The 21,578-nt window shown below is 43.4% G+C and carries 18 protein-coding genes; 16 read left to right on the top strand and 2 right to left on the bottom strand.

Annotated elements, in window-relative coordinates; genetic code table 11:
• The first annotated feature begins 174 nt into the window (after positions 1-174).
• From metK to groL, 4 genes are all read left to right on the top strand, one after another.
• Positions 175-1,443, top strand: a complete 1,269-nt coding sequence (gene metK / locus DES35_RS04945; RefSeq protein WP_114366028.1) for a methionine adenosyltransferase — start codon at positions 175-177, stop codon at positions 1,441-1,443.
• 946 nt (positions 1,444-2,389) lie between these two features.
• Positions 2,390-5,692 (top strand): TonB-dependent receptor, encoded by a 3,303-nt coding sequence (locus tag DES35_RS04940; RefSeq protein WP_114365977.1) that lies wholly within the window; start codon positions 2,390-2,392, stop codon positions 5,690-5,692.
• A 174-nt stretch (positions 5,693-5,866) separates the two neighbouring features.
• Positions 5,867-6,145, top strand: a complete 279-nt coding sequence (locus tag DES35_RS04935) for a co-chaperone GroES (RefSeq protein WP_037356814.1) — start codon at positions 5,867-5,869, stop codon at positions 6,143-6,145.
• A gap of 48 nt (positions 6,146-6,193) precedes the next feature.
• Positions 6,194-7,822: a chaperonin GroEL gene (gene groL, locus DES35_RS04930; RefSeq protein WP_114365976.1), complete on the top strand. Its 1,629-nt coding sequence runs from the start codon at positions 6,194-6,196 to the stop codon at positions 7,820-7,822.
• Positions 7,823-8,091: 269 nt separating this feature from the next.
• Here groL and DES35_RS04925 read toward each other — a convergent pair whose 3' ends face one another.
• A complete protein-coding gene (locus DES35_RS04925; protein WP_260429767.1) occupies positions 8,092-9,078 on the bottom strand; it encodes a pyruvate dehydrogenase complex E1 component subunit beta in 987 nt (328 codons plus the stop codon).
• Between the two features lie 67 nt (positions 9,079-9,145).
• Positions 9,146-10,621 carry a proline--tRNA ligase gene (gene proS, locus DES35_RS04920; protein ID WP_114365975.1) on the bottom strand — a complete coding sequence of 492 codons (1,476 nt, stop codon included), beginning with the start codon at positions 10,619-10,621 and terminating at the stop codon, positions 9,146-9,148.
• A gap of 74 nt (positions 10,622-10,695) precedes the next feature.
• On the opposite strand from proS, the gene DES35_RS04915 reads away from it, so the two are divergent.
• From DES35_RS04915 to DES35_RS04860, 12 genes are all read left to right on the top strand, one after another.
• Complete coding sequence (locus DES35_RS04915; RefSeq protein WP_114365974.1) at positions 10,696-11,943, top strand: hypothetical protein; 1,248 nt, start codon at positions 10,696-10,698, stop codon at positions 11,941-11,943.
• Between the two features lie 97 nt (positions 11,944-12,040).
• Positions 12,041-13,492, top strand: coding sequence for an OmpP1/FadL family transporter (locus DES35_RS04910; RefSeq protein WP_114365973.1), 1,452 nt, complete (start codon positions 12,041-12,043; stop codon positions 13,490-13,492).
• 5 nt (positions 13,493-13,497) lie between these two features.
• Positions 13,498-14,226 carry a class I SAM-dependent DNA methyltransferase gene (locus tag DES35_RS04905; RefSeq protein ID WP_114365972.1) on the top strand — a complete coding sequence of 243 codons (729 nt, stop codon included), beginning with the start codon at positions 13,498-13,500 and terminating at the stop codon, positions 14,224-14,226.
• Entirely contained in the window at positions 14,223-14,945 is a 723-nt protein-coding gene (locus tag DES35_RS04900) for a ZIP family metal transporter (protein ID WP_114365971.1), read from the top strand. The genes DES35_RS04905 and DES35_RS04900 overlap by 4 nt, the downstream gene beginning before the upstream one ends.
• A gap of 108 nt (positions 14,946-15,053) precedes the next feature.
• A complete protein-coding gene (locus DES35_RS04895; protein WP_037356794.1) occupies positions 15,054-15,686 on the top strand; it encodes a peroxiredoxin in 633 nt (210 codons plus the stop codon).
• A gap of 371 nt (positions 15,687-16,057) precedes the next feature.
• Positions 16,058-16,369: a hypothetical protein gene (locus DES35_RS04890; RefSeq protein ID WP_125039323.1), complete on the top strand. Its 312-nt coding sequence runs from the start codon at positions 16,058-16,060 to the stop codon at positions 16,367-16,369.
• Between the two features lie 9 nt (positions 16,370-16,378).
• Positions 16,379-16,930: an ArsR family transcriptional regulator gene (locus DES35_RS04885; protein ID WP_211306537.1), complete on the top strand. Its 552-nt coding sequence runs from the start codon at positions 16,379-16,381 to the stop codon at positions 16,928-16,930.
• Positions 16,923-18,242 carry a nucleotide sugar dehydrogenase gene (locus DES35_RS04880; protein WP_114365968.1) on the top strand — a complete coding sequence of 440 codons (1,320 nt, stop codon included), beginning with the start codon at positions 16,923-16,925 and terminating at the stop codon, positions 18,240-18,242. Before DES35_RS04885 ends, DES35_RS04880 begins: the two co-directional genes overlap by 8 nt.
• 303 nt (positions 18,243-18,545) lie before the next feature.
• Positions 18,546-19,520, top strand: a complete 975-nt coding sequence (locus tag DES35_RS04875; RefSeq protein ID WP_114365967.1) for an NAD-dependent epimerase/dehydratase family protein — start codon at positions 18,546-18,548, stop codon at positions 19,518-19,520.
• A 59-nt stretch (positions 19,521-19,579) separates the two neighbouring features.
• Positions 19,580-20,158 (top strand): acyltransferase, encoded by a 579-nt coding sequence (locus DES35_RS04870; protein WP_114365966.1) that lies wholly within the window; start codon positions 19,580-19,582, stop codon positions 20,156-20,158.
• Positions 20,155-21,189 (top strand): polysaccharide biosynthesis protein, encoded by a 1,035-nt coding sequence (locus tag DES35_RS04865; protein ID WP_114365965.1) that lies wholly within the window; start codon positions 20,155-20,157, stop codon positions 21,187-21,189. The genes DES35_RS04870 and DES35_RS04865 overlap by 4 nt, the downstream gene beginning before the upstream one ends.
• On the top strand, positions 21,186-21,575 hold the full coding sequence (locus DES35_RS04860) for a hypothetical protein (RefSeq protein ID WP_114365964.1): 390 nt from the start codon (positions 21,186-21,188) through the stop codon (positions 21,573-21,575). Before DES35_RS04865 ends, DES35_RS04860 begins: the two co-directional genes overlap by 4 nt.
• Positions 21,576-21,578: the final 3 nt, after the last annotated feature.

Raw genomic sequence — 21,578 nt, 5'->3', positions numbered from 1 at the left:
CAGTACACGTACATTCGCGCCCTGAATTGTGGACAGATTTGTGCTGATTGCAACCACATTAAAAAATGCTAAAACAGTAACTCACACCCGTCGTAGTTCTGTGAAAGGCTTTTTTTAAAAGGGGTAAGCAGTACACATCACCTCCAAATGTTTAACCCAAATTCCATTAAAAAAATGCCTTATCTATTCACCTCTGAATCCGTCTCCGAAGGTCACCCCGACAAAGTAGCCGATCAAATTTCCGATGCCATCCTCGACCACTTCCTGGCCTTCGACCCCGACAGTAAAGTAGCCTGCGAAACCCTTGTCACCACAGGACAAGTCATTGTAGCCGGCGAAGTCAAAACCAATACCTACATCGACATACAATCCATAGTGCGCGATACCATACGCCGTATAGGCTACACACGCAGCGAGTACATGTTTGAGGCCAACTCTTGCGGCATCCTCACCGCCATCCATGAGCAAAGTCCCGACATCAGTCAAGGCGTAGAGCGCGGCACGCCTGAAGAACAAGGCGCCGGAGACCAGGGTATGATGTTTGGCTATGCCACCAACGAAACCGCCAATCACATGCCCCTTGCCCTCGACTTGAGCCATCGCCTCCTTCGCGAGCTGGCCGACATCCGCCGGGAGGGACGTATGATGACCTATCTGCGCCCAGATGCCAAAAGCCAGGTCACCATCCAATACGACGACAACAACCGCCCTGACAAAATACACACCATCGTCGTCAGCACCCAGCACGACGAGTTCGACGCCGACGACCGCATGCAGGAAATCATCCGTCGCGACATCATCGACATACTCATACCGCGCGTCAAAGCCCAGCTGACCCCCGACCTGCAAAAACTCTTCACCGACGACATCATCTACCACGTCAATCCCACCGGAAAATTCGTCATCGGAGGCCCCCATGGCGACACCGGTCTCACCGGTCGTAAAATTATCGTCGATACCTACGGAGGCAAAGGCGCGCACGGCGGAGGGGCCTTCAGTGGCAAAGACCCCTCAAAAGTCGACCGCTCAGCAGCCTACGCCTGCCGCCACATCGCCAAAAACCTCGTAGCCGCCGGCATAGCCGACGAAATCCTCGTCCAGGTATCCTATGCCATCGGAATTGCCAGCCCCATCAACATCTTTGTAAATACCTACGGCACAGCACATCACGGCCTCACTGACTCACAAATCGCCGAAGGCATCGATGCCATTTTCGACATGCGCCCCTACGAAATCGAAAAACGACTCTCCCTCCGCGCACCCATCTACAGCGAAACAGCCGCCTATGGCCACATGGGTCGCAAGCCACAAACCGTCATCAAAACCTTCCGAAAGCCCGACCACAACGGCACCCTGGAGCTCAAAAAAGAAGTCAAACTCTTCACCTGGGAAGAACTCAACTACGTCGACACCATTCGCAAGTACTTCAAAATCAAATCATAACCAACCAAACTCCCAGCCAGACCGCACATCGATTTACGATCCATTTGGGCGTGCCCCCGCGCGCCGGCCTCCTTGCGCCGGCCTTACCGCGCGGGGTCGGGCTGCTCCGGGGTGCGCTTCGCTCCCGTGCTGCGCACCGCCCTGTCGGGCGCCCTCCGCATCCCTCACGCACATAACCCTAACCACCACCTACACCTCCATTGTACCAAAACCCATAATATCTTTTCTAAAAAAATCAAATCATTTAAATACAAACCCCACGAAAATCTCTGATCCTTTCACAACAAAAAATCCGTAAAAAAATCCTGGAAAATATCAACACCCGGATAGTACCCATCCCCAAATATAGCCTAAGAAATACGCCCTTAAAATTCATTAAATACAAAAGCGATTTGTACAGCAGAATTTAGTTATCGATACACCAATAAGTCTGAAACAAGTACAAAACTCACTACAAAATCCCTACATTTAAATCCCACGGACAATATCCAGCTTTCTACAGATTCCAAACCCATGTTCCATATTCTATCTTTGCTAAAAGACACAATCTATACCCTACAATCAACTAGAATATTCTACCAATATAAAAAAGCTTTAGACACAAAAAAAATCATTGTATTAGCAGACATTTGTAAGACAGAGGCATACTACATTTCCATTTTCAACGATCTAATATGTTCTTTACTAGGTATATACGTGGAAAATTAAAAGAAAAATTAAGATTAAATTCCTTGATTTTACCACAGAAGAATTCTTACTTAAAATAACGCAGTGGTAATGAAAAAAATAAAGTAATAAGATAATATTATGCAGTGGCATGCACATTAAAAAAATGTTATGTCAAGATGATTTTACCATTAAATTTCATAAACATTTGAAATAATTTATTAATAGCCAATGGATTTTTCTGTAAATAATTTTGCCACGTGATCAAAAACAACCCAAAATGAAAAAAGCACTAGTACTTCTTTTATTATTCCTGTGCGGAAACTTCACCTTTGCACAGGTCACTTCTTCTGGTATCAGAGGAAGACTTACCGACACTAAAACCGGGGAGGCATTACCCGGTGCCACCATCGACGCCATACACACCCCATCCGGTACACGCTATTCAGCGGTTACTACTGATAACGGTTTCTATCAAATCAGCAACATGCGCGTCGGCGGCCCTTACCGGATTACCTTTTCATTCATTGGTTATCACACCAAAACGATTGAAGGGATCTACCTAACCTTGGGAGTACCTTCTGTGTTTGACATCAAAATGGAAGAAGTCTCCCTTAGCCTTCAGGAAGTAACCGTCACTTCCACTATTGATCCCGTATTCAGCTCAGGACGCACAGGAGCAGCCACATCGGTTGACAACAAAACGCTCAACTCACTGCCCACCATTTCGCGTCGTATCGACGATTTCACACGTCTGACACCTCAGGCTGGTCGAGGCAACTCATTCGCCGGAGCTGACAACCGTCTCAACAACATCACCGTGGACGGATCTTACTTCAACAATTCCTTTGGTCTGGGTGGTCAGCCAGGAGATCGTACCGGAGTTGCTCCTATCTCCCTCGATGCCATCGACCAAATCCAGGTCAATATTGCTCCTTATGATGTCAGGCAAGGACTTTTCACAGGAGCCACTGTCAATACTGTAACCCGCTCCGGAACCAACGACTTTCAAGGCTCCATTTACTCTTTTTTCAGAAACAACAACATGGTAGGCCGCAAAGCAAAAGATCTGGAATTTAATCCCGGAGAATTTAATTACGATCAATATGGAGTTAGACTTGGTGGCCCCATTTTGAAAGACAAACTCTTCTTCTTCTCTTCTTACGAATATGAAAAGACCACAGAGCCGGGAACAACTTTTCGCGCTAACAGAGGCAATGAACCTGTTGGTGGAAATGTAACACGTGTCCTTGCATCAGACCTCGATTCTTTGAGCTCCTTCCTGTTTAATAGATTTGGCTACGTTACCGGACCTTATGAAGGCTATGACAACAATGTAATAGCCCACAAATTTCTGATCCGTCTGGATTATAATCTAGATAAGAAGAATAAAATTTCACTCCGCTACAATCACTTAAATTCTTCTTCGGATATTCTACTGTCGAATTCATCTTCATTGGGCTTCGGAAACAGAAGAACTAACTTAACTGGCCTAAACTTCAAAAACTCCAACTATCAGATTATTGAAAACATCCGGTCCATTATAGGCGAGTGGAACTCTCAAATCGGCACCAACATGAGCAACCAGCTCATCCTTGGCTACACCTTCCAGGACGAAAGCCGTCGCCCGGTAGGCCAGTTCTTCCCGATGGTGGATATCCTCAAAGACAATACCGTGTACACCACCTTCGGGTTTGAGCCTTTTTCACCTAATAATGAACTGAGATATTCCACCTGGCAGCTTCAAAACAATTTTAATATATACAGCGGACGTCATACCCACACTTTTGGGGCAAGTCTTGAATATTATCAGTCTGAAAACATTTTCTTCCCCGGTTCGCAAAGTGTGTATGTATACAACAGTCTGGAGGATTTCTATACCGACGCCCTTGACTATTTCGACAACCCCAATCGTACCACTTCCCCTGTCAACTTAAGGAGATTTCAAGTTCGTTGGTCCAACATACCGGGTCAAGACAAACCTATTCAGCCGTTAAAAGTAACATTACCAGGAATCTACTACCAAGATAACTTCCAAATCAGCAGTAAATTCAACATCATTGCTGGACTAAGGGTGGAAGTACCATTCTTTGGCAATACTGCCTATAGAAACTCTCAAGTTGATACCCTCCTGTTTAGAGATGAAAAAGGGAATACCGTACAATACAGAACTGACAAGCTTCCGGATCCTAACCCCATGTGGTCTCCACGTCTAGGCTTCAACTACGCTGTTGACGATGCGCGTACCCTTCAGATCAGAGGAGGTACTGGGGTGTTCTCCGGTCGTCCGGCATATGTATGGATTTCCAATCAAATCGGAAACAACGGAATTCTAACAGGCTTTGAAAGATTGGATAACACTACTCAACGACCTTTTCATCCCGATCCTAACCGCTACAAGCCAACCAATGTAACCGGCGCTCCTGCATCGCGCTACGAGCTAGCTCTTACCGATCCGGGATTTGTCTTCCCTCAGCTTTGGAGGTCCAACCTAGCGGTTGACTACAGACTACCATTGGGAATGATTGCCACACTTGAGGGAATTTACAGCCGAGACGTCAATGGCATTTACTACATCAATGCCAACTTGGCACCAGCTGATTCTTTTTACGTAGGAGTGGATCCTCGTCCCCGTTGGACGTCTACCAATGCCACTAGAATCAATTCCTTCATCGACAATGCCATTGTACTGAAAAATCAAAATGTCGGGTTTGCTTACAATGTTTCAGCCTCCATTGAAAGACCCGCTCAAGAAGATGGTCTTTACTTCAAGTTGGGTTATTCATACGGTGTAGCTAAAAACACCATCGACCCCGGATCCATTGCCTTCGGCTCATGGAATAACAACCCTCATACAGGAGATCCCAACAATCCTGGATTGGGCTTCTCTGCCAATACCCAAGGACACAGAACATTTGCCGCAGTTTCCTACAACATACTTAGCGATCGCAGCTATAAAAACATGGGTAATAAGTTCTTTTCTAATTTTGGTAATACCACCATCTCGCTATTTTACGATGGATTTACTCAAGGTGTAGCCAGCTACACATACAGTGGTGATATGAACGGCGATGGAGGTACATCCAACGATCTCATTTACATCGCAGCCAATATGGATGAGATGAATTTTGAGCAGTATACCGTTACTGTAGGTAGTCAATCCATCACCTTCACCGCCGAACAACAAAAAGAAGCCTGGGAAGCATTTATCAACAAAGACCCCTACTTGAGCAAAAACCGAGGAAAATATGCCGAAAGAAACGGAGCTTGGCTTCCAATGGTGCACCGTGTGGACTTCAGCATTGCTCAGGAAATCGGTATTAAGCAAGGTAAATACAAAAACTCCCTTCAATTCAGAGTTGACATTCTGAATTTCACTAACTTCCTGAATTCCAATTGGGGAGTAGGTCGCCGATTTACTTCCACCCAACCGTTGATCAACAGAGGTGTTGACGCAAATGGCCAACACAGATATCGCCTGCTCCAACTGCAAGGCAGATTGATAGACGAACCCTATCAGTTCACAAACAATGTGGCTGACGTTTGGAGAATTCAGGTAGGCATCCGCTACAATTTCAATTAACTTATAATCTCAGCACTATACAACCCCGGATTTTCCGGGGTTTTTTTTATGTCAGTTTTTACAAAGTGCCAAATTGTCAACGATAGACTTACTTAATGGCAGTTTCTCATGACTGGCATATTATTAGCCTATAGCTGTGATCAAAAAATAGTAATAACCAAAACATAGATAGCTATGTCAGAAGTGAAAATTCGTCCGTTAGCAGACAGAGTGCTCGTAGAGCCAGCACCAGCTGAAACAAAAACCTCATCTGGTATCATCATCCCTGATACCGCTCAGGAAAAACCTCAGCGCGGTAAAGTCGTTGCCGTAGGTAATGGCAAAAAAGATGAACCAATGACCGTAGCTCCAGGTGATATGGTGCTTTACGGAAAGTATGCCGGTACTGAAATTAAAATCGACGGAAAAGACTACCTCATCATGAGAGAGTCTGACATCCTCGCAATCATCTAACGACTCTGTACTAATTGACGAAATGTTTAACCCAAAAACAAAAAAACAATGGCTAAAGAAATCAAATTTGACGTAGAAGCCCGCGAAAAACTTAAAAAGGGCGTAGATGCTCTTGCCAATGCTGTTAAAGTAACACTCGGTCCTCAAGGTCGTAATGTTGTTATTCAAAAATCTTTCGGATCACCTCATGTTACCAAAGACGGTGTAACAGTAGCCAAAGAAATTGAGCTCGAAGACAAAATTGAAAACCTCGGTGCTCAAATGGTTAAAGAGGTGGCCAGCAAAACAGCTGACATAGCCGGCGATGGTACCACTACTGCTACCGTACTTGCTCAGGCCATCATCACTCAAGGTATGAAAAACGTAGCAGCCGGTGCTAATCCCATGGACCTGAAAAGAGGTATGGATAAGGCGGTAGCCAAAGTTGTATCAGAGCTCAAATCAATATCTGTAGCCGTTGGCGACAGCTACGACAAAATTGAGCAAGTGGCTACCATTTCCGCCAACAATGATACCACCATCGGTAATCTGATTGCTGAAGCCATGAAGAAGGTGAAAAAAGAAGGCGTGATCACCGTCGAAGAGGCTAAAGGCACAGAAACTACAGTAGAGGTGGTGGAGGGTATGCAGTTTGACCGCGGTTATCTGTCTCCTTACTTCGTGACCAATGCCGATAAAATGGTAGCTGAGCTCGAAAATGCCTTCATTCTGATTTACGACAAGAAAATCAGTTCGATGAAGGAGCTGTTGCCAGTCCTCGAGCCCGTAGCTCAAGGCGGACGTCAGCTGCTCATCATTGCTGAAGATGTAGAAGGCGAAGCGCTGGCTACACTTGTAGTCAACAAAATCCGCGGTGCCCTGAAAGTAGCTGCTGTTAAGGCTCCTGGTTTCGGCGACCGCAGAAAAGCCATGCTCGAAGATATCGCCATCCTCACCGGAGGTACTGTCATCTCTGAAGAACGCGGATTCAAACTCGAAAATGCTACCATTGACATGCTCGGAAGAGCTGAAAAAATCACCATCGACAAAGACAATACTACCATCGTCAATGGTGCCGGTAACCCAGAAGACATCAAAGCCCGCGTCAATCAGATTAAAGCCCAGATCGAAACTACTACCAGTGACTATGACAGAGAAAAACTGCAAGAACGCCTTGCTAAGCTGGCCGGTGGAGTAGCTGTGCTGTATGTAGGTGCTGCTTCCGAAGTAGAAATGAAAGAGAAAAAAGATCGCGTGGAAGATGCCCTCGCTGCTACTCGCGCTGCCATCGAAGAAGGCATCGTACCCGGTGGAGGTGTAGCCCTGGTACGCGCCGGAAAGGCTCTTGAAAACGTAAAAGGCGACAACGAAGACGAAACTACCGGTATTGCTATCATCGCCCGTGCCATTGAAGAGCCACTTCGTCAGATTGTAGAAAATTCAGGCATGGAAGGTAGTGTAGTAGTACAGAAAGTAAAAGAAGGAACCGGTGACTTTGGTTTCAATGCCAAGACTGAGCGCTACGAAAACCTCTTTGAGTCTGGCATCATTGACCCGACTAAAGTGGTACGTGTAGCTCTTGAAAATGCCGCTTCTGTAGCCGGTATGCTCCTTACTACAGAAGCTACCATCACCGAAATTCCGAAGAAGGAAACCGCTCCTGCAATGCCAGGCGGTGGAATGGGTGACATGATGTAATCCTCAGATCTTTTTCTAATCTCAAATGCCGCCCCTTGATGGGGCGGTTTTTTGTTTTCACCCCAATCATCGAACCGCTTTGCTATTTTTTGGCTCTAAGAGCGTAAAATTCGAACTTTACAAACGGCTTTCTTAAAAATACAAGCAGTGTGCCTCTGTCTGTTATAGGTTCCAACCTGGAGCTTCTGATGCTTGCTGTTGAATGAAAAAATCCTGCCGCCGACTATTATTCCGGCAACAGGATTTTCGGACCCACAGATTTATTTCTACTAAGATAGATACAATACGTCTCTCACCGCTCTGATTACTTCTTTAGGCTGAGGCAGATAGGCCTCAACCAAAGTAGGAGCGTACGCCATTGGTGTGTCCTTGGAAGTAATTCGGCGAACAGGAGCATCCAGATAATCAAAAGCCAGCCTTTGAACAGCAAAGGTTATTTCTGTGGCGATGCTGCCAAGTGGCCATGCCTCCTCTACTATTACCAGACGATTGGTCTTTTTTACACTGCTGAGTACAGTGTCGTAATCAATAGGACGCACTGTCCTCAAATCAATGATCTCGCATGAAATGCCCTCTTTGGCCAATTCTTCAGCAGCCGAATAAGCTACTTTAATTATTTTTCCAAAGGAAACAATGGTCACATCGCTTCCCTGACGCTTTATATCCGCCTTTCCAATGGGAATGAGATATTCTTCTTCCGGCACTTCTGCCTTATCGCCATACATCTGCTCGCTTTCCATAAAAATAACCGGATCGTCATCGCGAATGGCTGATTTCAACAGACCTTTGGCATCATAGGGATTGGAAGGAACTACTACCTTCAATCCGGGACAATTGGCATACCAGCTTTCGAAAGCCTGACTATGCGTGGCTGCAAGCTGACCTGCAGATGCTGTTGGACCCCGGAATACAATGGGTATTGAAAACTGCCCTCCTGACATTTGTCTGATTTTAGCAGCATTATTGATGACCTGGTCTATTGCAACCAGTGAAAAGTTAAATGTCATAAATTCAATAATGGGACGAAGGCCATTCATTGCAGCACCAACCCCTATACCTGCAAATCCAAGTTCGGATATCGGAGTATCGATCACCCTTTTTGGTCCGAATTCATCCAGCATACCTTTGGAAGCCTTATAGGCACCGTTGTATTCAGCCACTTCCTCTCCCATCAAAAACACGCGCTCATCCCTGCGCATTTCCTCGCTCATGGCTTCAGCGATTGCTTCTCTAAACTGTATTACTCTCATTACGATTTCTTTAATTGACTTTTCTACGTCGTGCAAAAATAGGTTTCTGTGAACAGGGTCAAAGGAATTTTTATCAGTATGCTCTGGCAAATAATACCCTTCCTTTTGAATTTTTTCCAGTGAGAATACATTTGCCTTCTTCCGGCTTCTGATCAAATGGAATACAGCGAATTGTGGCCTTCGTGAGTTCTTTTATTCTTTCCTCAGTTTCTGATGTTCCATCCCAGTGAGCACTTATAAACCCCCCTTTTTCATCGAGCAATCGGGTAAATTCTTCCCAGGTATCAGCACTTGAGACCATTGAATCTCTGAATGCTCTGGCTTTTTCATAAATGGTTTCCTGGATATCCTCGAGGAGTTTTCTGATGTAGTCGGTCAATCCGATTTGAGAGACTACGACTTTTTCCAAAGTGTCGCGACGAGCGATTTCGACTTGGTTGTTTTCAATATCCTTCGGGCCTATGGCAATACGGATTGGTACACCTTTCAACTCGTATTCGTTGAATTTCCAGCCTGGTTTATGGGTGTCGCGGTCGTCGTATTTCACTGCTATTCCTGCTTTTTTCAGGTTTTCGAAAATGTTTACAGCTACCTCATTCACTTTTTCAAAATCTTCTCTTCCTCTGTAAATCGGCACAATGACTACTTGTATTGGAGCCAACGTCGGAGGCAAAACCAGGCCATTGTCGTCGCTGTGGGTCATAATCAAAGCTCCGATAAGTCGTGTTGACACCCCCCAGCTGGTTGCCCAGACATATTCTTCTTTGCCTTCTTTGGTGGCAAATTTTACATCGAAGGCCCTGGCGAAGTTTTGACCCAGGAAGTGGGAGGTACCAGCTTGCAAAGCCTTTCCATCCTGCATCATGGCTTCTATACAATACGTCTCCTCAGCTCCTGCAAAGCGTTCATTTGGGCTTTTTACACCTTTTATTACTGGAATAGCCATAAATCTCTCTGCAAAATCTGCATAGACATTGAGCATCAATTCAGCTTCTGCGATGGCTTCATCACGGGTGGCGTGTGCGGTATGCCCTTCTTGCCACAGAAATTCAGCAGTTCGCAAAAAGAGACGAGTACGCATTTCCCAGCGCACCACATTGGCCCACTGGTTGATGAGCAAAGGCAAATCCCTGTAGGATTGTATCCAATTGCGATACGTATCCCATATGATGGTCTCTGAAGTAGGTCGTACAATCAGCTCTTCTTCCAGCCTGGCCTCATCGTCCACAATTACGCCTTTTCCATCAGGTGCATTTTTTAGTCGGTAGTGAGTAACTACAGCACATTCTTTGGCAAAACCTTCTACATGGTCGGCCTCCTTGCTCAGATATGACTTAGGAATAAATAGAGGAAAATATGCGTTTTGATGGCCGGTTTCTTTAAATCTCCGGTCCAGCTCCTGTTGTATTTTCTCCCAGATGGCATAGCCATATGGTTTGATGACCATACAACCTCGTACACCGCTGTTTTCTGCCAGATCAGCTTTGATGATCAGATCGTTATACCATTTTGCATAGTCGATATGTCGTGGAGTCAGCTCTTTTGCCATAAATTTTTTTGTGGTATAATTATTGTCTTATATTTGGTGTGCGAAATTAATTATTAATCAAAAAAACCAAAGCCATGAAAAAGTTAGTGATTTTTGGAAGTTTAGTGGCTGGTTTGATACTATCCTCCTGTAATTCTTCCAATAGGGTAGTCTCAAATTTTTATGAAGATGGGATATACTACAACCCAGCTATTGGAAATATTCCCTCCGGAAGCATGGCTTCAAGTGAAAATGCTTCAGGAGACAACAATAAAGCCAGTGCAGTAGACGACTATTTTGATCCAAATTATAAATCTCAAGGACCTACAATTATCAACAATCATTTTGGCTCAGCTTTAACTCCAATGTGGGGAATGGGCTTCAATCCATTATGGAGTCCCTGGGCCATGAATCCGATGTGGATGAGTCCAGGCTGGTCTTTTGGCATTGGATGGGGAGCCGGCTGGGGAATGGGTTGGTCTCGTTGGGGCATGGGCTTCGGACCCATGTGGGCCAACAATCCTTGGTATTGGAATCCCTGGATGATGAATCGCATGTGGATGTGGGATCCGTGGATGTACAATTCTATGATGATGTGGGATCCTTTCTGGGGTCATCCGATGGCTTGGGGAAATCCCTGGATGAATCCGTGGATGCCGGGATTTGGTTGGGGTATGCCAATAGTGATGCCTCCTCGCTCGGTGAATCAGGTAAGGGGTGTGAGGTCAGGAAGTTATGCTTCTACAGGCTCAGGAATTGGTCGTAAATCATCAGAACCAGCAATGCCTGCAGACCGGACCAGCAGACTTAGTGCAGCCCGTACTTCCTCTGAAATTGCCTCCCCCTCGGCGCAGTCTCTGTCCAAACTGGAATCTGCAAGTGAAAATCCTGCCAGCAGATTAAGGGCTTCTGACTTAAGAGCTACAAGAGATGTGGTTTCATCATCGCAAGCAGTTTCAAGAAACAGCTATGCAGACAGACTTAGCACAAATACCCTGCAGTCCAGCCATGCTGCCAGGTCTGTAGAACATACCACTCCGGTTTCACGTCAGACACCGGCAGCTGTCGAACGTCCGGCTCGCATTTACAGTCCTTCTAACAGCGCTCCTGCAACCAGAAGCCAAAGCTTACCACCTGCTACACGACAATATCAACGTGGACAAATGGAATCTATTCAATCCAGGCCCATTCAACGTCAGCAAAACACCTGGCAAAACCAGGCTCCTGCTTCGCGTCCAAGCTTTAACCCTGGCGGGGCTCGACAGTTCAATACCTCACCTTCATTCAATTCAGGCGGTGCCACAAGAGGCTCTTCAGGTGGTTCAGGCGGAAGACTCAGATAATATAAACAGCATTGCCAGTATCAAGGGCTTTCAAAGGCAGAATATTTCTGCCTTTTTTTGTTCCTCATATCACCTATTAGTAAATTGACTTGCATTTATGAATATCAAAAAGCTCACAGTTTTTCTTTTGTCACTCTTAGCCAGTGTACTTGAGATTAAGGCTCAGAATGCCACAGATGCCCTTCGGTTTAGCTTTTTGTTGCCTTATGGTACTGCCCGATACAATGCGATGGGCGGAGCTTTTGGCGCTTTGGGAAATGACATTGCAGGCATTCACGACAATCCTGCAGGTGTAGGCGTGTTCAGAATGGATGAAACGATTTTTTCATTTGGCTTTCTCTATAGCTCGATAGATGCTAATTTTCAGGGAATTACTACTCCGGCTACACAAGACAGGCTGCTGTTGGGGAATCTCGGAATCGTAAGACGGGTGGAAGATAAAAAGCAGGCCAAACACAAAGCTTCCTTTGCTTTAACATTCAATCGTCTGGCTAATCTCGACAGCGAACATTTCATTGAAGGTGTTCATCCGGGCTCTATTGGTGCGGTATGGTTTGACCGGGTACAGGGTCTTACCGAAGATCAACTGTTCAGTCAGGATCCTTACATATACTACATGGCGTTTTTTCCATTTTTAATCGATTATTCCGACGAAAACACCAAAGTCATTGATAAACTGTGGGGATTTGGCGACCAGATTCTCCATAGTCACCTGCGTCAGACACGGGGTAATATCTCCGAATTGGGCTTGACTTATGGGGGCAATTACCTAAACCGCGTCCAGTGGGGTGTCCAGCTAGGCATTCCATTCATCAATTATTCGGAGCAAATTACCTATACTGAGTCCAACTTTGACCCAGCCTCCATCTTGCGCTTTTACCAGTTTCGTGAGTTACTATCGCTCAACGGTACGGGAGTCAATCTAAAAGCAGGAGTAATTTACCGCCCGGAACAGAATGTGCGCTTGTCTGCCTCTGTTCATACCCCTTCGTTGAATTATATAAGAGGGAGCTTTGAAGTAGCGCCCGAAAGTCGCACCTTCGACAATCAGATTCATCGCCCTAATCCCTTGGTCGATGACAACATAAGGTTTCAACTTACGACTCCGATGAGGATTCAACTTGGTGGAGCTTACATCTTCGACAATTTGGGGCTAATTTCCGCAGAATACCACCTGACAGATTTTAGTACCAACCGATTGCGTTCATCACTTTATAATTTATCGGTTGACAATCAGCAAATAAGAGACATATATCGCATATCTCACCAATTTCGCGTTGGTACCGAATGGCGTATCGAACGTATGGCGTTGCGTACAGGTTTTAATCATATTACTTCTCCGTTTAAAAACGATGCTATCTCAGGAAGATTTAATGGATTACATTTGGGATTGGGATACAGAGGCCAGGAATTTCACGCTGATGTTTCCTATTCATACTTTATTAACCATCCGGAATTTTTTATGTACGATGCTGACTACATCACACCTGCTAAGCTTCGAAATGTACGAAATACGCTAATGCTAACTCTCATTTTCAGAAGTATCTGAGTACAATGACAGATTGGTTTAAGGTTTGGTTTGATACCGACTATTATCATCTATTGTACAATTATAGGGATGAGAAGGAAGCTGAGCAATTTATCTCAAGACTTTGCCAAACAATACAAATACCCTCAACTGCCCATATCATAGACCTGGCTTGCGGACGTGGGAGACACGCGCGAATTCTGGCCCGATATTACGGTTTGGTAACCGGTCTTGACATCTCTTCATCATCCATAGAATTTGCCATCTCTCAACAGACGCCGGGCACCCAATACTATGTACAGGATATGCGAAAGTCCTACGGCTACCATGTATGCGAGGCCGTATTCAATCTGTTTACTTCTTTTGGATATTTTGATACCTTGGAAGAGCATGAACTAACGCTATACCATGTCTATAATGCTTTGAAACCGGGGGGTATTTTTGTATTTGATTTTTTGAATCCTGTGCCGGTGCGCTCAGGTATCACCCCTTCCGAACATCTGACCATAGAGGGTATTCGATTCGATATCAGCCGTTACATAGAAGACCAGAAGGTAATCAAAGAAATCGTGGTGCACGATCGCGGACGTATTCACACTTTTTTTGAGCGGGTTCAACTTTTTGATGCAACTTTGTTGCAAAAATTGTTCAGAAAAGTGGGATTTAGAATTAGTAGTCTATTTGGTGATATCCAGCTATCCAAGTTTGAAGAGAACAGTTCACCTAGAATCATTCTTATTGCGAAAAAGCCTTGATTGTCAACATTTCAGTTCTTTTCTTTAGCACATTTGGCGGTGCCTGGCTCGCCAGATTGTTTGTCTCTGGTAAGGAATATGCCCTGAAAGTTCTATTAGCTTTCAGCGGGTCTTTCCTTTTGGCCATCACCGCCCTTCACATTCTGCCTGACATATTTTTGGAAAGTGGCCACAACCATAGCATTGGAATATTTATTTTAATGGGTATTCTGCTTCAAATTGTTCTTGAGTTTTTTACCCAAGGTATCGAACACGGACATTTGCACCACCACAATGGTCTTGCCCATCACCAGATGCTATCACCGGCAGCCGTTGGAGGCCTATATCTGCACTCTTTCCTGGAGAGTTTGCCATTGGGCGTTCAATGGCTTAACGAAAGCGGAGGCATTCTCTTCTGGGGCATTGTACTTCATCATCTGCCGGTAGGTATTATTCTCTATACCATGTTTAAAGCCGTAGGAATGAAACGGCAAAAAATACTCCTATTTCTGGGATTATTTGCTCTTAGCTCTCCTGCTGGTGCCCTTACAGGCTTCTTTGTCCCGATTTTTAGAGATATCTATTTGTATCTACTGGCAATAGTGGCCGGAATTTTTATGCACATATCCACCACTATCATTTTTGAAACCAATCACAACCATCGGTTTAATTTGATGAAGGTTATTTCATTTATATTGGCTGTGATATTAGCCTACCAACTGGTGGAGAACTTCCATTAATCATCACCTATTTCTATTGGTTATTAAAAATTATATATCATATCAATAATGATCACTTTGCTTTGAAGGCATACCTTTGCGTCTGTCTAATCAAAAAAACAAATCTCTATGGCAGTTTTAGTAGGAAAAAAAGCACCTGACTTCAGTGTAAATGCGGTAATCAATGGGGAAGAAATAGTTGAAAACTTCACCCTAAGCCAATTTCACGGTAAAAAATATGTACTCCTGTTTTTCTATCCAAAAGACTTTACATTCGTGTGCCCTACAGAGCTTCACGCGTTTCAGGAAAAACTTGCAGAATTTGAAGCTCGCAATGTTCAGGTAATCGCTGCATCTACCGATACTGAGCAGTCACATTGGGGCTGGTTACAAGTCTCCAAAGAAAATGGTGGAATCAAAGGTATTACCTATCCTATCCTGGCTGATACCAATAAGACCATCGCTTCCAATTACGACGTACTTGCCGGCACATATTATTACAACGACAATGATGAACTCTGTGCCGAAGGCGAATTGGTAGCGTATCGCGGCCTCTTTCTAATCGATAAAGAAGGCATTGTACGTCATCAGGTCGTCAACGATATGCCCCTAGGCCGTAGTGTAGATGAAGCACTTCGTATGGTGGATGCTCTTCAATACTTCGAGGAAAAAGGAGAAGTATGCCCTGCTAATTGGAGTAAAGGCAAAGAAGGCTTGAAGGCAAGCCACGATGGAATAGCAGAATATCTCGCAAAACATTAAAATCCAATTCTTTAATTAAAGATAAAGCCCCTCTTTCGAAGGGGCTTTTGTTTTTATTTTTCTCATGACCCTATTTAACTTCCGATACATCCTATCCAAAGCCTTCAATCAACTCTTGAGATGTAAAGTAAAAAGTATCTCAGTTCTTATTGCACCATAATTTTACTCATCTAAGGTGGTTTCACTAAAGATTTCTGACTTTTTGTTTAATAATAGCCTTGGTTTACTAAGTAATCCGTATTTATGCTTGTTTCTTTTTGCCAATTGAGTACTTTTGTTGCGCAAAAAATTGAGTAAATTATTTACTCGATTGTGCTCCATGTCAGACCTAATCAATGGGACTGACGTGGCGGAGCCTTAAAAAACATTTAATGTCGGCTCCTACTGACCCACAACTTCAAGAAGATCTCGATGCCATTCGTAGGATTGTTCTTCCTTATGATTTCGAAGCAGAAATCAGAGTTTTTTCTATCGAACCAGAGGAGATCGATATCGGCAAGGAAATCTACCTATTGATCATAAGCCAAAAAATTGACCGTGCTACTTGGTTTTATATGGAATACGAACTTCGAAAGCACTTTAAAGGTAGATTCGTAAAAACGTATGTCGTTAAGCAAATCGATTCAGGATTGCTTCGCATTGCCTATGACTGCTCCGTTCGGATCACTGAATGCAGGGATTGATCAAACCGATTGTTTTACTTTATGCTCGATACCCTCATTTCATCCAAAACCAGAATCAAGCTCCTGCTGAAATTTTTTCTCAATACGGAGGCAAAGGGCTACTTGCGCGGTCTTGAAGCGGAATTCGGCGAAAGTTCCAATGCAATCAGGGTTGAACTCAACAGACTTGAGGTGGCCGGTATTCTCATATCAGAAAATGAAGGTAACAAACGTCTGTTCTCTGTCAACAAAAAACATCCGCTGTTTATTCCAATTTACAACCTCGTTCGTTCCTATGTCGGAATTGATACGGTAATTGAAAAAGTCGTTGAACGCCTGGGCAATGTAAAAGAAGTGTATCTCACCGGCCATTTTGCCAAAGGTTTAGATTCTGAGGTACTGGAACTTGTCCTTGTGGGAAGTGACATCGATGCTGAATATCTGGAATTTCTTTCCGAAAAAGCATCAAAAATGATCAACAGAATTATTAAAACTGACATATTTTCGGACCTGGAATCGCTCCAGCAGGTGTATGGAGATTCAAAAATATTAATCTACAAAAACGAAGAACAGAATGGCTGAATTAAAACCTCTAAGTGAATCCAAGATTGGCATCATTGGTCTTGGATATGTAGGTCTTCCCTTGGCAGTGGCACTTGCATCCAAATACAAAGTGGTGGGATTTGACATCAGCTCAGCTCGTGTGGATGAACTGCTCAAAGGACATGACCATACACTGGAGGTATCTGACGATGAGCTGCAAAAGGTACTCGTAAGAAACCCCGTGCAGCTTTACAATGGCAGAGTAGGTTTTTATCCATCTATGGCCGTTGGCGATCTTTCGTCTTGCAATATTTACATTGTCACTGTGCCTACCCCAACTGATAAGCACAATCGCCCGGACCTTACACCTATGATAAAGGCATCTGAAACTGTGGCTAAGGTGCTCAAAATTGGCGATGTAGTCATTTATGAATCCACCGTATATCCCGGAGTGACCGAAGAGGAAATGGTTCCCATACTTGAAAAAGGCTCAGGATTGAAATTTAACCAGGATTTCTTTTGTGGATATTCACCTGAACGCATCAATCCGGGGGATAAAGAGCATACTGTAACCAAAATCCTGAAGGTGACCTCAGGGTCTACTCCGGAAGCAGCCGAATACGTCGATCAGCTCTATCGCTCCGTGATCACAGCCGGGACTTACAAAGCCTCTTCCATAAAAGTTGCAGAAGCTGCCAAAGTGATTGAAAACAGCCAGCGTGACATCAACATTGCCTTTGTGAACGAACTTTCCAAGATTTTTAACCTCCTTGGAATTGATACCACAGAGGTACTAGAGGCCGCTGGTACGAAATGGAACTTCCTGAAATTCAAACCAGGTCTTGTCGGCGGTCATTGCATCGGCGTTGATCCCTACTATCTGGCTCAAAAAGCTCAGGAAGTCGGCTACCATCCGGAAATCATCCTGGCCGGACGCCGGCTCAACGACAGCATGGGCAAGCATGTAGCTACCGAAACCATCAAACTCATGATGCGCAAAGATCTTCGGGTGATCGATTCCAAAGTATTGATCCTGGGATTTACTTTCAAAGAAAACTGTCCCGATGTGCGCAATACCCGTGTCATTGATATTTACAAAGAATTGAGAAGTTTCGACATCAATGTAGACATATATGATCCCTGGGCCAGTGCTGCGGAAGTAAAACACGAATACGACATTGACATTATTACAGGGCATGGCAATTGCCCGGATTTAACACAATATCAGGCCATTATCCTCGCTGTAGCGCACAATGAATTCAAAACCCTCAATCTATGTAAATCCGATTCACAGGTGATTTATGACGTTAAAGCCATTTTGCCAAAAAATTGTGTAGATGCCAGACTCTAAAGTTTTTAATTAATCCTTTCATTTCTGAATATTGCCTTTCACTGGAATGAATTTGTAATCCCTGAAAAGTAGCTTTAAAAAAAGCATAAGCTTAAAAAAAAAGCAAAAAAACAATTGAAAAGTTGTAAATAACAAAAGTGATTGTAAATTCAAATTTTAGATACAGTTATAACCTTGAATGACAAAATATTTTTTTTGAGGGGATAAATGCATTTACCTAACATATATTTTACATCTGGGTAAAAAAATCCTTTCTATTTTTTAGTTTAACATAAAAATTTACGCGTAAAAAATTTACAATTAATGAAAACATTACTTACCGGTTGTGCAGGTTTTATTGGTTCAAATATTCTGGAGGCTCTGATAGAAAACCCTCGTATTTCCCACATTGTTGGAATGGACAACCTTGCAACAGGTTACCTTAAAAACATTGAAGAATATTTGCGGCATCCCAAATTTACCTTTATAGAGGGTGATATACGCGATTTTGATACTTGTTACCGTGCCACAGAGGGGGTTGATGCCATTTGTCACCAGGCTGCCCTGGGCAGTGTACCCCGCAGCATCGAAGACCCAATTACTTCTCACGATGTGAATGTCAACGGTTTTCTAAATGTATTGGAGGCCGCACGTCGCAGGGGTGTAATGCGAGTAGTATATGCTTCTTCATCGTCGGTGTATGGTGATCTTGAAGAATCGCCTAAAGTAGAGGACAGAGTAGGGAAGGTATTGTCTCCTTATGCAGCCACCAAAATGGCCAACGAACTCTATGCAGAGGCATATGCGCGCAATTACGGTATTACCTTGGTTGGCCTGCGATACTTTAACGTATTTGGGCCCAAACAGGATCCCAATGGCCCATATGCAGCTGTGGTACCACTGTTTATAAAAGCTGCTTTGACCAACACACCACCAACCATAAATGGCGATGGTACCATCACCCGAGACTTCACCCCGGTGAGCAATGTAGTTCAAATTAATACCAATGCCCTGCAGGTGGATTTGCGATCTGGCCGACACTATATCTGGAATGTAGCGTGTGGACAAACTACTGATCTAAATACCCTGTGGTCAATGATCAAATCCATAACTGGTACCACCGTAGATGCAGTGCATGGACCCATGAGAAAAGGCGATATCCTCTATTCGTTGGCAGATGTAAACAGAGCCATTTCGCAAGGTCAATATCAACCTGATGCCGATTTGCTCAAAGGACTTAAAAAAACAGTTGATTTTTATAGAAAGAATATTGTCGCGACGAACAGGATAATTTCTTGAAATTAAAAATATTTCTAGTAAAAAAGTTCCTTTGATTAGGAAAAACATTCAAATTTTTCATGTATTTTGCGCATCCAACTGCTGTGATTGACCCGGGGTGTGAAATTGGGGATGGAACCAAAATCTGGCATTTCTCGCATATCATGACCGGGTGTAAAATCGGCAAAAACTGCAACCTTGGGCAAAATGTAGTAGTCAGTCCTGAAGTAGTCCTTGGTAATAACGTTAAAGTGCAAAATAACGTAAGCATCTATACCGGAGTGATCTGTGAGGATGATGTGTTTCTAGGTCCCAGCATGGTGTTTACCAATGTAATCAATCCACGTTCGGCAATCAACCGACGCGATCAATATCTGTGCACTCATGTGGGAAAAGGTGCTACCATCGGAGCAAATGCTACTATTGTGTGTGGTATTGAAATTGGACAGTTTGCTTTTATTGGAGCTGGAGCAGTGGTGACCAAACCGGTGAAAGCATATGCTCTAGTAGTAGGTAATCCTGCCCGCCAGATTGGATGGATGAGTGAATTCGGCCATAGATTGCATTTTGATACCAATAATCGCGCACAATGTCCTGAGAGTGGTGATTGGTATGAATTGGTGAATGGGGAAGTGAAAAAATTAAATTTAAAGACATGATTCAGAATGCTACCTTATTGATAACCGGAGGTACAGGTTCTTTTGGCTCAGCTGTTTTAAAAAGATTTCTTCATACAAATCACTTTTCTGAAATCAGAATCTTTTCACGAGATGAGAAAAAGCAACGTGATATTCGCACTCAACTGAATAATCCAAAAGTTAAATTTTACCTGGGTGACGTACGCGACATTGACTCCATTAACAGAGCCATGGATGGAGTTGACTACGTCTTTCATGCAGCAGCATTAAAGCAAGTACCATCATGTGAATTTTTTCCTATTGAAGCTACAAAGACCAATGTTTTTGGTACACAAAACGTTATAGAATCGGCTATAAAATTTAATGTTAAAAAAGTAATTTGCTTAAGTACAGATAAAGCTGCTTATCCGATCAATGCTATGGGTATTTCTAAGGCATTAATGGAAAAAGTAGCAATTGCTGCAGCGCGAAACACAAATTCAACGACAGTTTGTTTGACCAGATATGGGAATGTAATGGCCTCTCGTGGTTCAGTGATTCCTCATTTTATTCAACAAATAAAAAACGGGCAACCGATAACAGTCACAGATCCCAATATGACAAGATTTCTTATGAGTCTTGAAGATGCTGTAGATTTAGTGCTTTTTGCCTTTGAGTTTGGTAATTCCGGTGATTTATTTGTAAATAAGGCACCCTCTGCCAGAATAGGAGATCTAGCCATCGCAATTAGGGAACTTGCTAACTCCGACAATGAAATTAAGATTATCGGTACCCGTCACGGCGAAAAATTGTATGAGACATTGTGCACACGAGAAGAAATGATTAGGGATGAGGATATGGGAAACTTTTACAGAATTCCGGCCGATAACAGAGATTTAAACTATGCAATGTACTTCTCCGAGGGAAATCCTGATATATCCAAAGTAGAAGATTACAATTCACATAACACAAAGATACTAGATATAAATGAAATAAAAAATATACTTCTGAGTTTATCTATAATTCGAAAAGAATTTTTTAATGAGAAAATAGAAGAGATATTATATCAATGAAAATTATAAAGGGAGAAGTATATACTGATTTCAGAGGAATAGTTCGATTTGTAAATGGGTTTACATTGGACAAAGTAGTTCGAATGTATTCAGTTCAACCTAGAAAAAATTTCATAAGAGCCTGGCAAGGCCACAGGCGGGAGACAAAATGGTTTTTTGCAGCAAAAGGTGATTTTTTAGTTAAATGCGTTGAAATGAATACAGGAAAGAAAGAAGAATATTGGTTAACGGATAAAAAATCAGAAGTATTGGAAATTCCAGGAGGTTTTTATAATGGATTTATGTCTGATGGTGAAGATTCCACATTGTTGATTTTTTCCAATTTTACTTTGGAGCAATCCAAATCAGATGATTATAGAAAAACTATTGAAGAATTACCATGGTAAACA

It is taken from the genome of Schleiferia thermophila, from assembly GCF_003337435.1.
In the GTDB taxonomy this organism is placed as follows: domain Bacteria; phylum Bacteroidota; class Bacteroidia; order Flavobacteriales; family Schleiferiaceae; genus Schleiferia; species Schleiferia thermophila.
This window is presented reverse-complemented; position numbering and strand designations above follow the sequence as displayed.

Excerpts from the sequence above, each read along its gene's own strand:
- metK (WP_114366028.1), top strand. The coding sequence starts at position 175 with ATGCCTTATCTATTCACCTCTGAATCCGTCTCCGAAGGTCACCCCGAC.
- DES35_RS04940 (WP_114365977.1), top strand. The coding sequence starts at position 2,390 with ATGAAAAAAGCACTAGTACTTCTTTTATTATTCCTGTGCGGAAACTTC.
- DES35_RS04935 (WP_037356814.1), top strand. The coding sequence starts at position 5,867 with ATGTCAGAAGTGAAAATTCGTCCGTTAGCAGACAGAGTGCTCGTAGAG.
- groL (WP_114365976.1), top strand. The coding sequence starts at position 6,194 with ATGGCTAAAGAAATCAAATTTGACGTAGAAGCCCGCGAAAAACTTAAA.
- proS (WP_114365975.1), bottom strand. The coding sequence starts at position 10,621 with ATGGCAAAAGAGCTGACTCCACGACATATCGACTATGCAAAATGGTAT.
- DES35_RS04915 (WP_114365974.1), top strand. The coding sequence starts at position 10,696 with ATGAAAAAGTTAGTGATTTTTGGAAGTTTAGTGGCTGGTTTGATACTA.
- DES35_RS04910 (WP_114365973.1), top strand. The coding sequence starts at position 12,041 with ATGAATATCAAAAAGCTCACAGTTTTTCTTTTGTCACTCTTAGCCAGT.
- DES35_RS04905 (WP_114365972.1), top strand. The coding sequence starts at position 13,498 with ATGACAGATTGGTTTAAGGTTTGGTTTGATACCGACTATTATCATCTA.
- DES35_RS04895 (WP_037356794.1), top strand. The coding sequence starts at position 15,054 with ATGGCAGTTTTAGTAGGAAAAAAAGCACCTGACTTCAGTGTAAATGCG.
- DES35_RS04890 (WP_125039323.1), top strand. The coding sequence starts at position 16,058 with ATGTCGGCTCCTACTGACCCACAACTTCAAGAAGATCTCGATGCCATT.
- DES35_RS04880 (WP_114365968.1), top strand. The coding sequence starts at position 16,923 with ATGGCTGAATTAAAACCTCTAAGTGAATCCAAGATTGGCATCATTGGT.
- DES35_RS04875 (WP_114365967.1), top strand. The coding sequence starts at position 18,546 with ATGAAAACATTACTTACCGGTTGTGCAGGTTTTATTGGTTCAAATATT.
- DES35_RS04870 (WP_114365966.1), top strand. The coding sequence starts at position 19,580 with ATGTATTTTGCGCATCCAACTGCTGTGATTGACCCGGGGTGTGAAATT.
- DES35_RS04865 (WP_114365965.1), top strand. The coding sequence starts at position 20,155 with ATGATTCAGAATGCTACCTTATTGATAACCGGAGGTACAGGTTCTTTT.
- DES35_RS04860 (WP_114365964.1), top strand. The coding sequence starts at position 21,186 with ATGAAAATTATAAAGGGAGAAGTATATACTGATTTCAGAGGAATAGTT.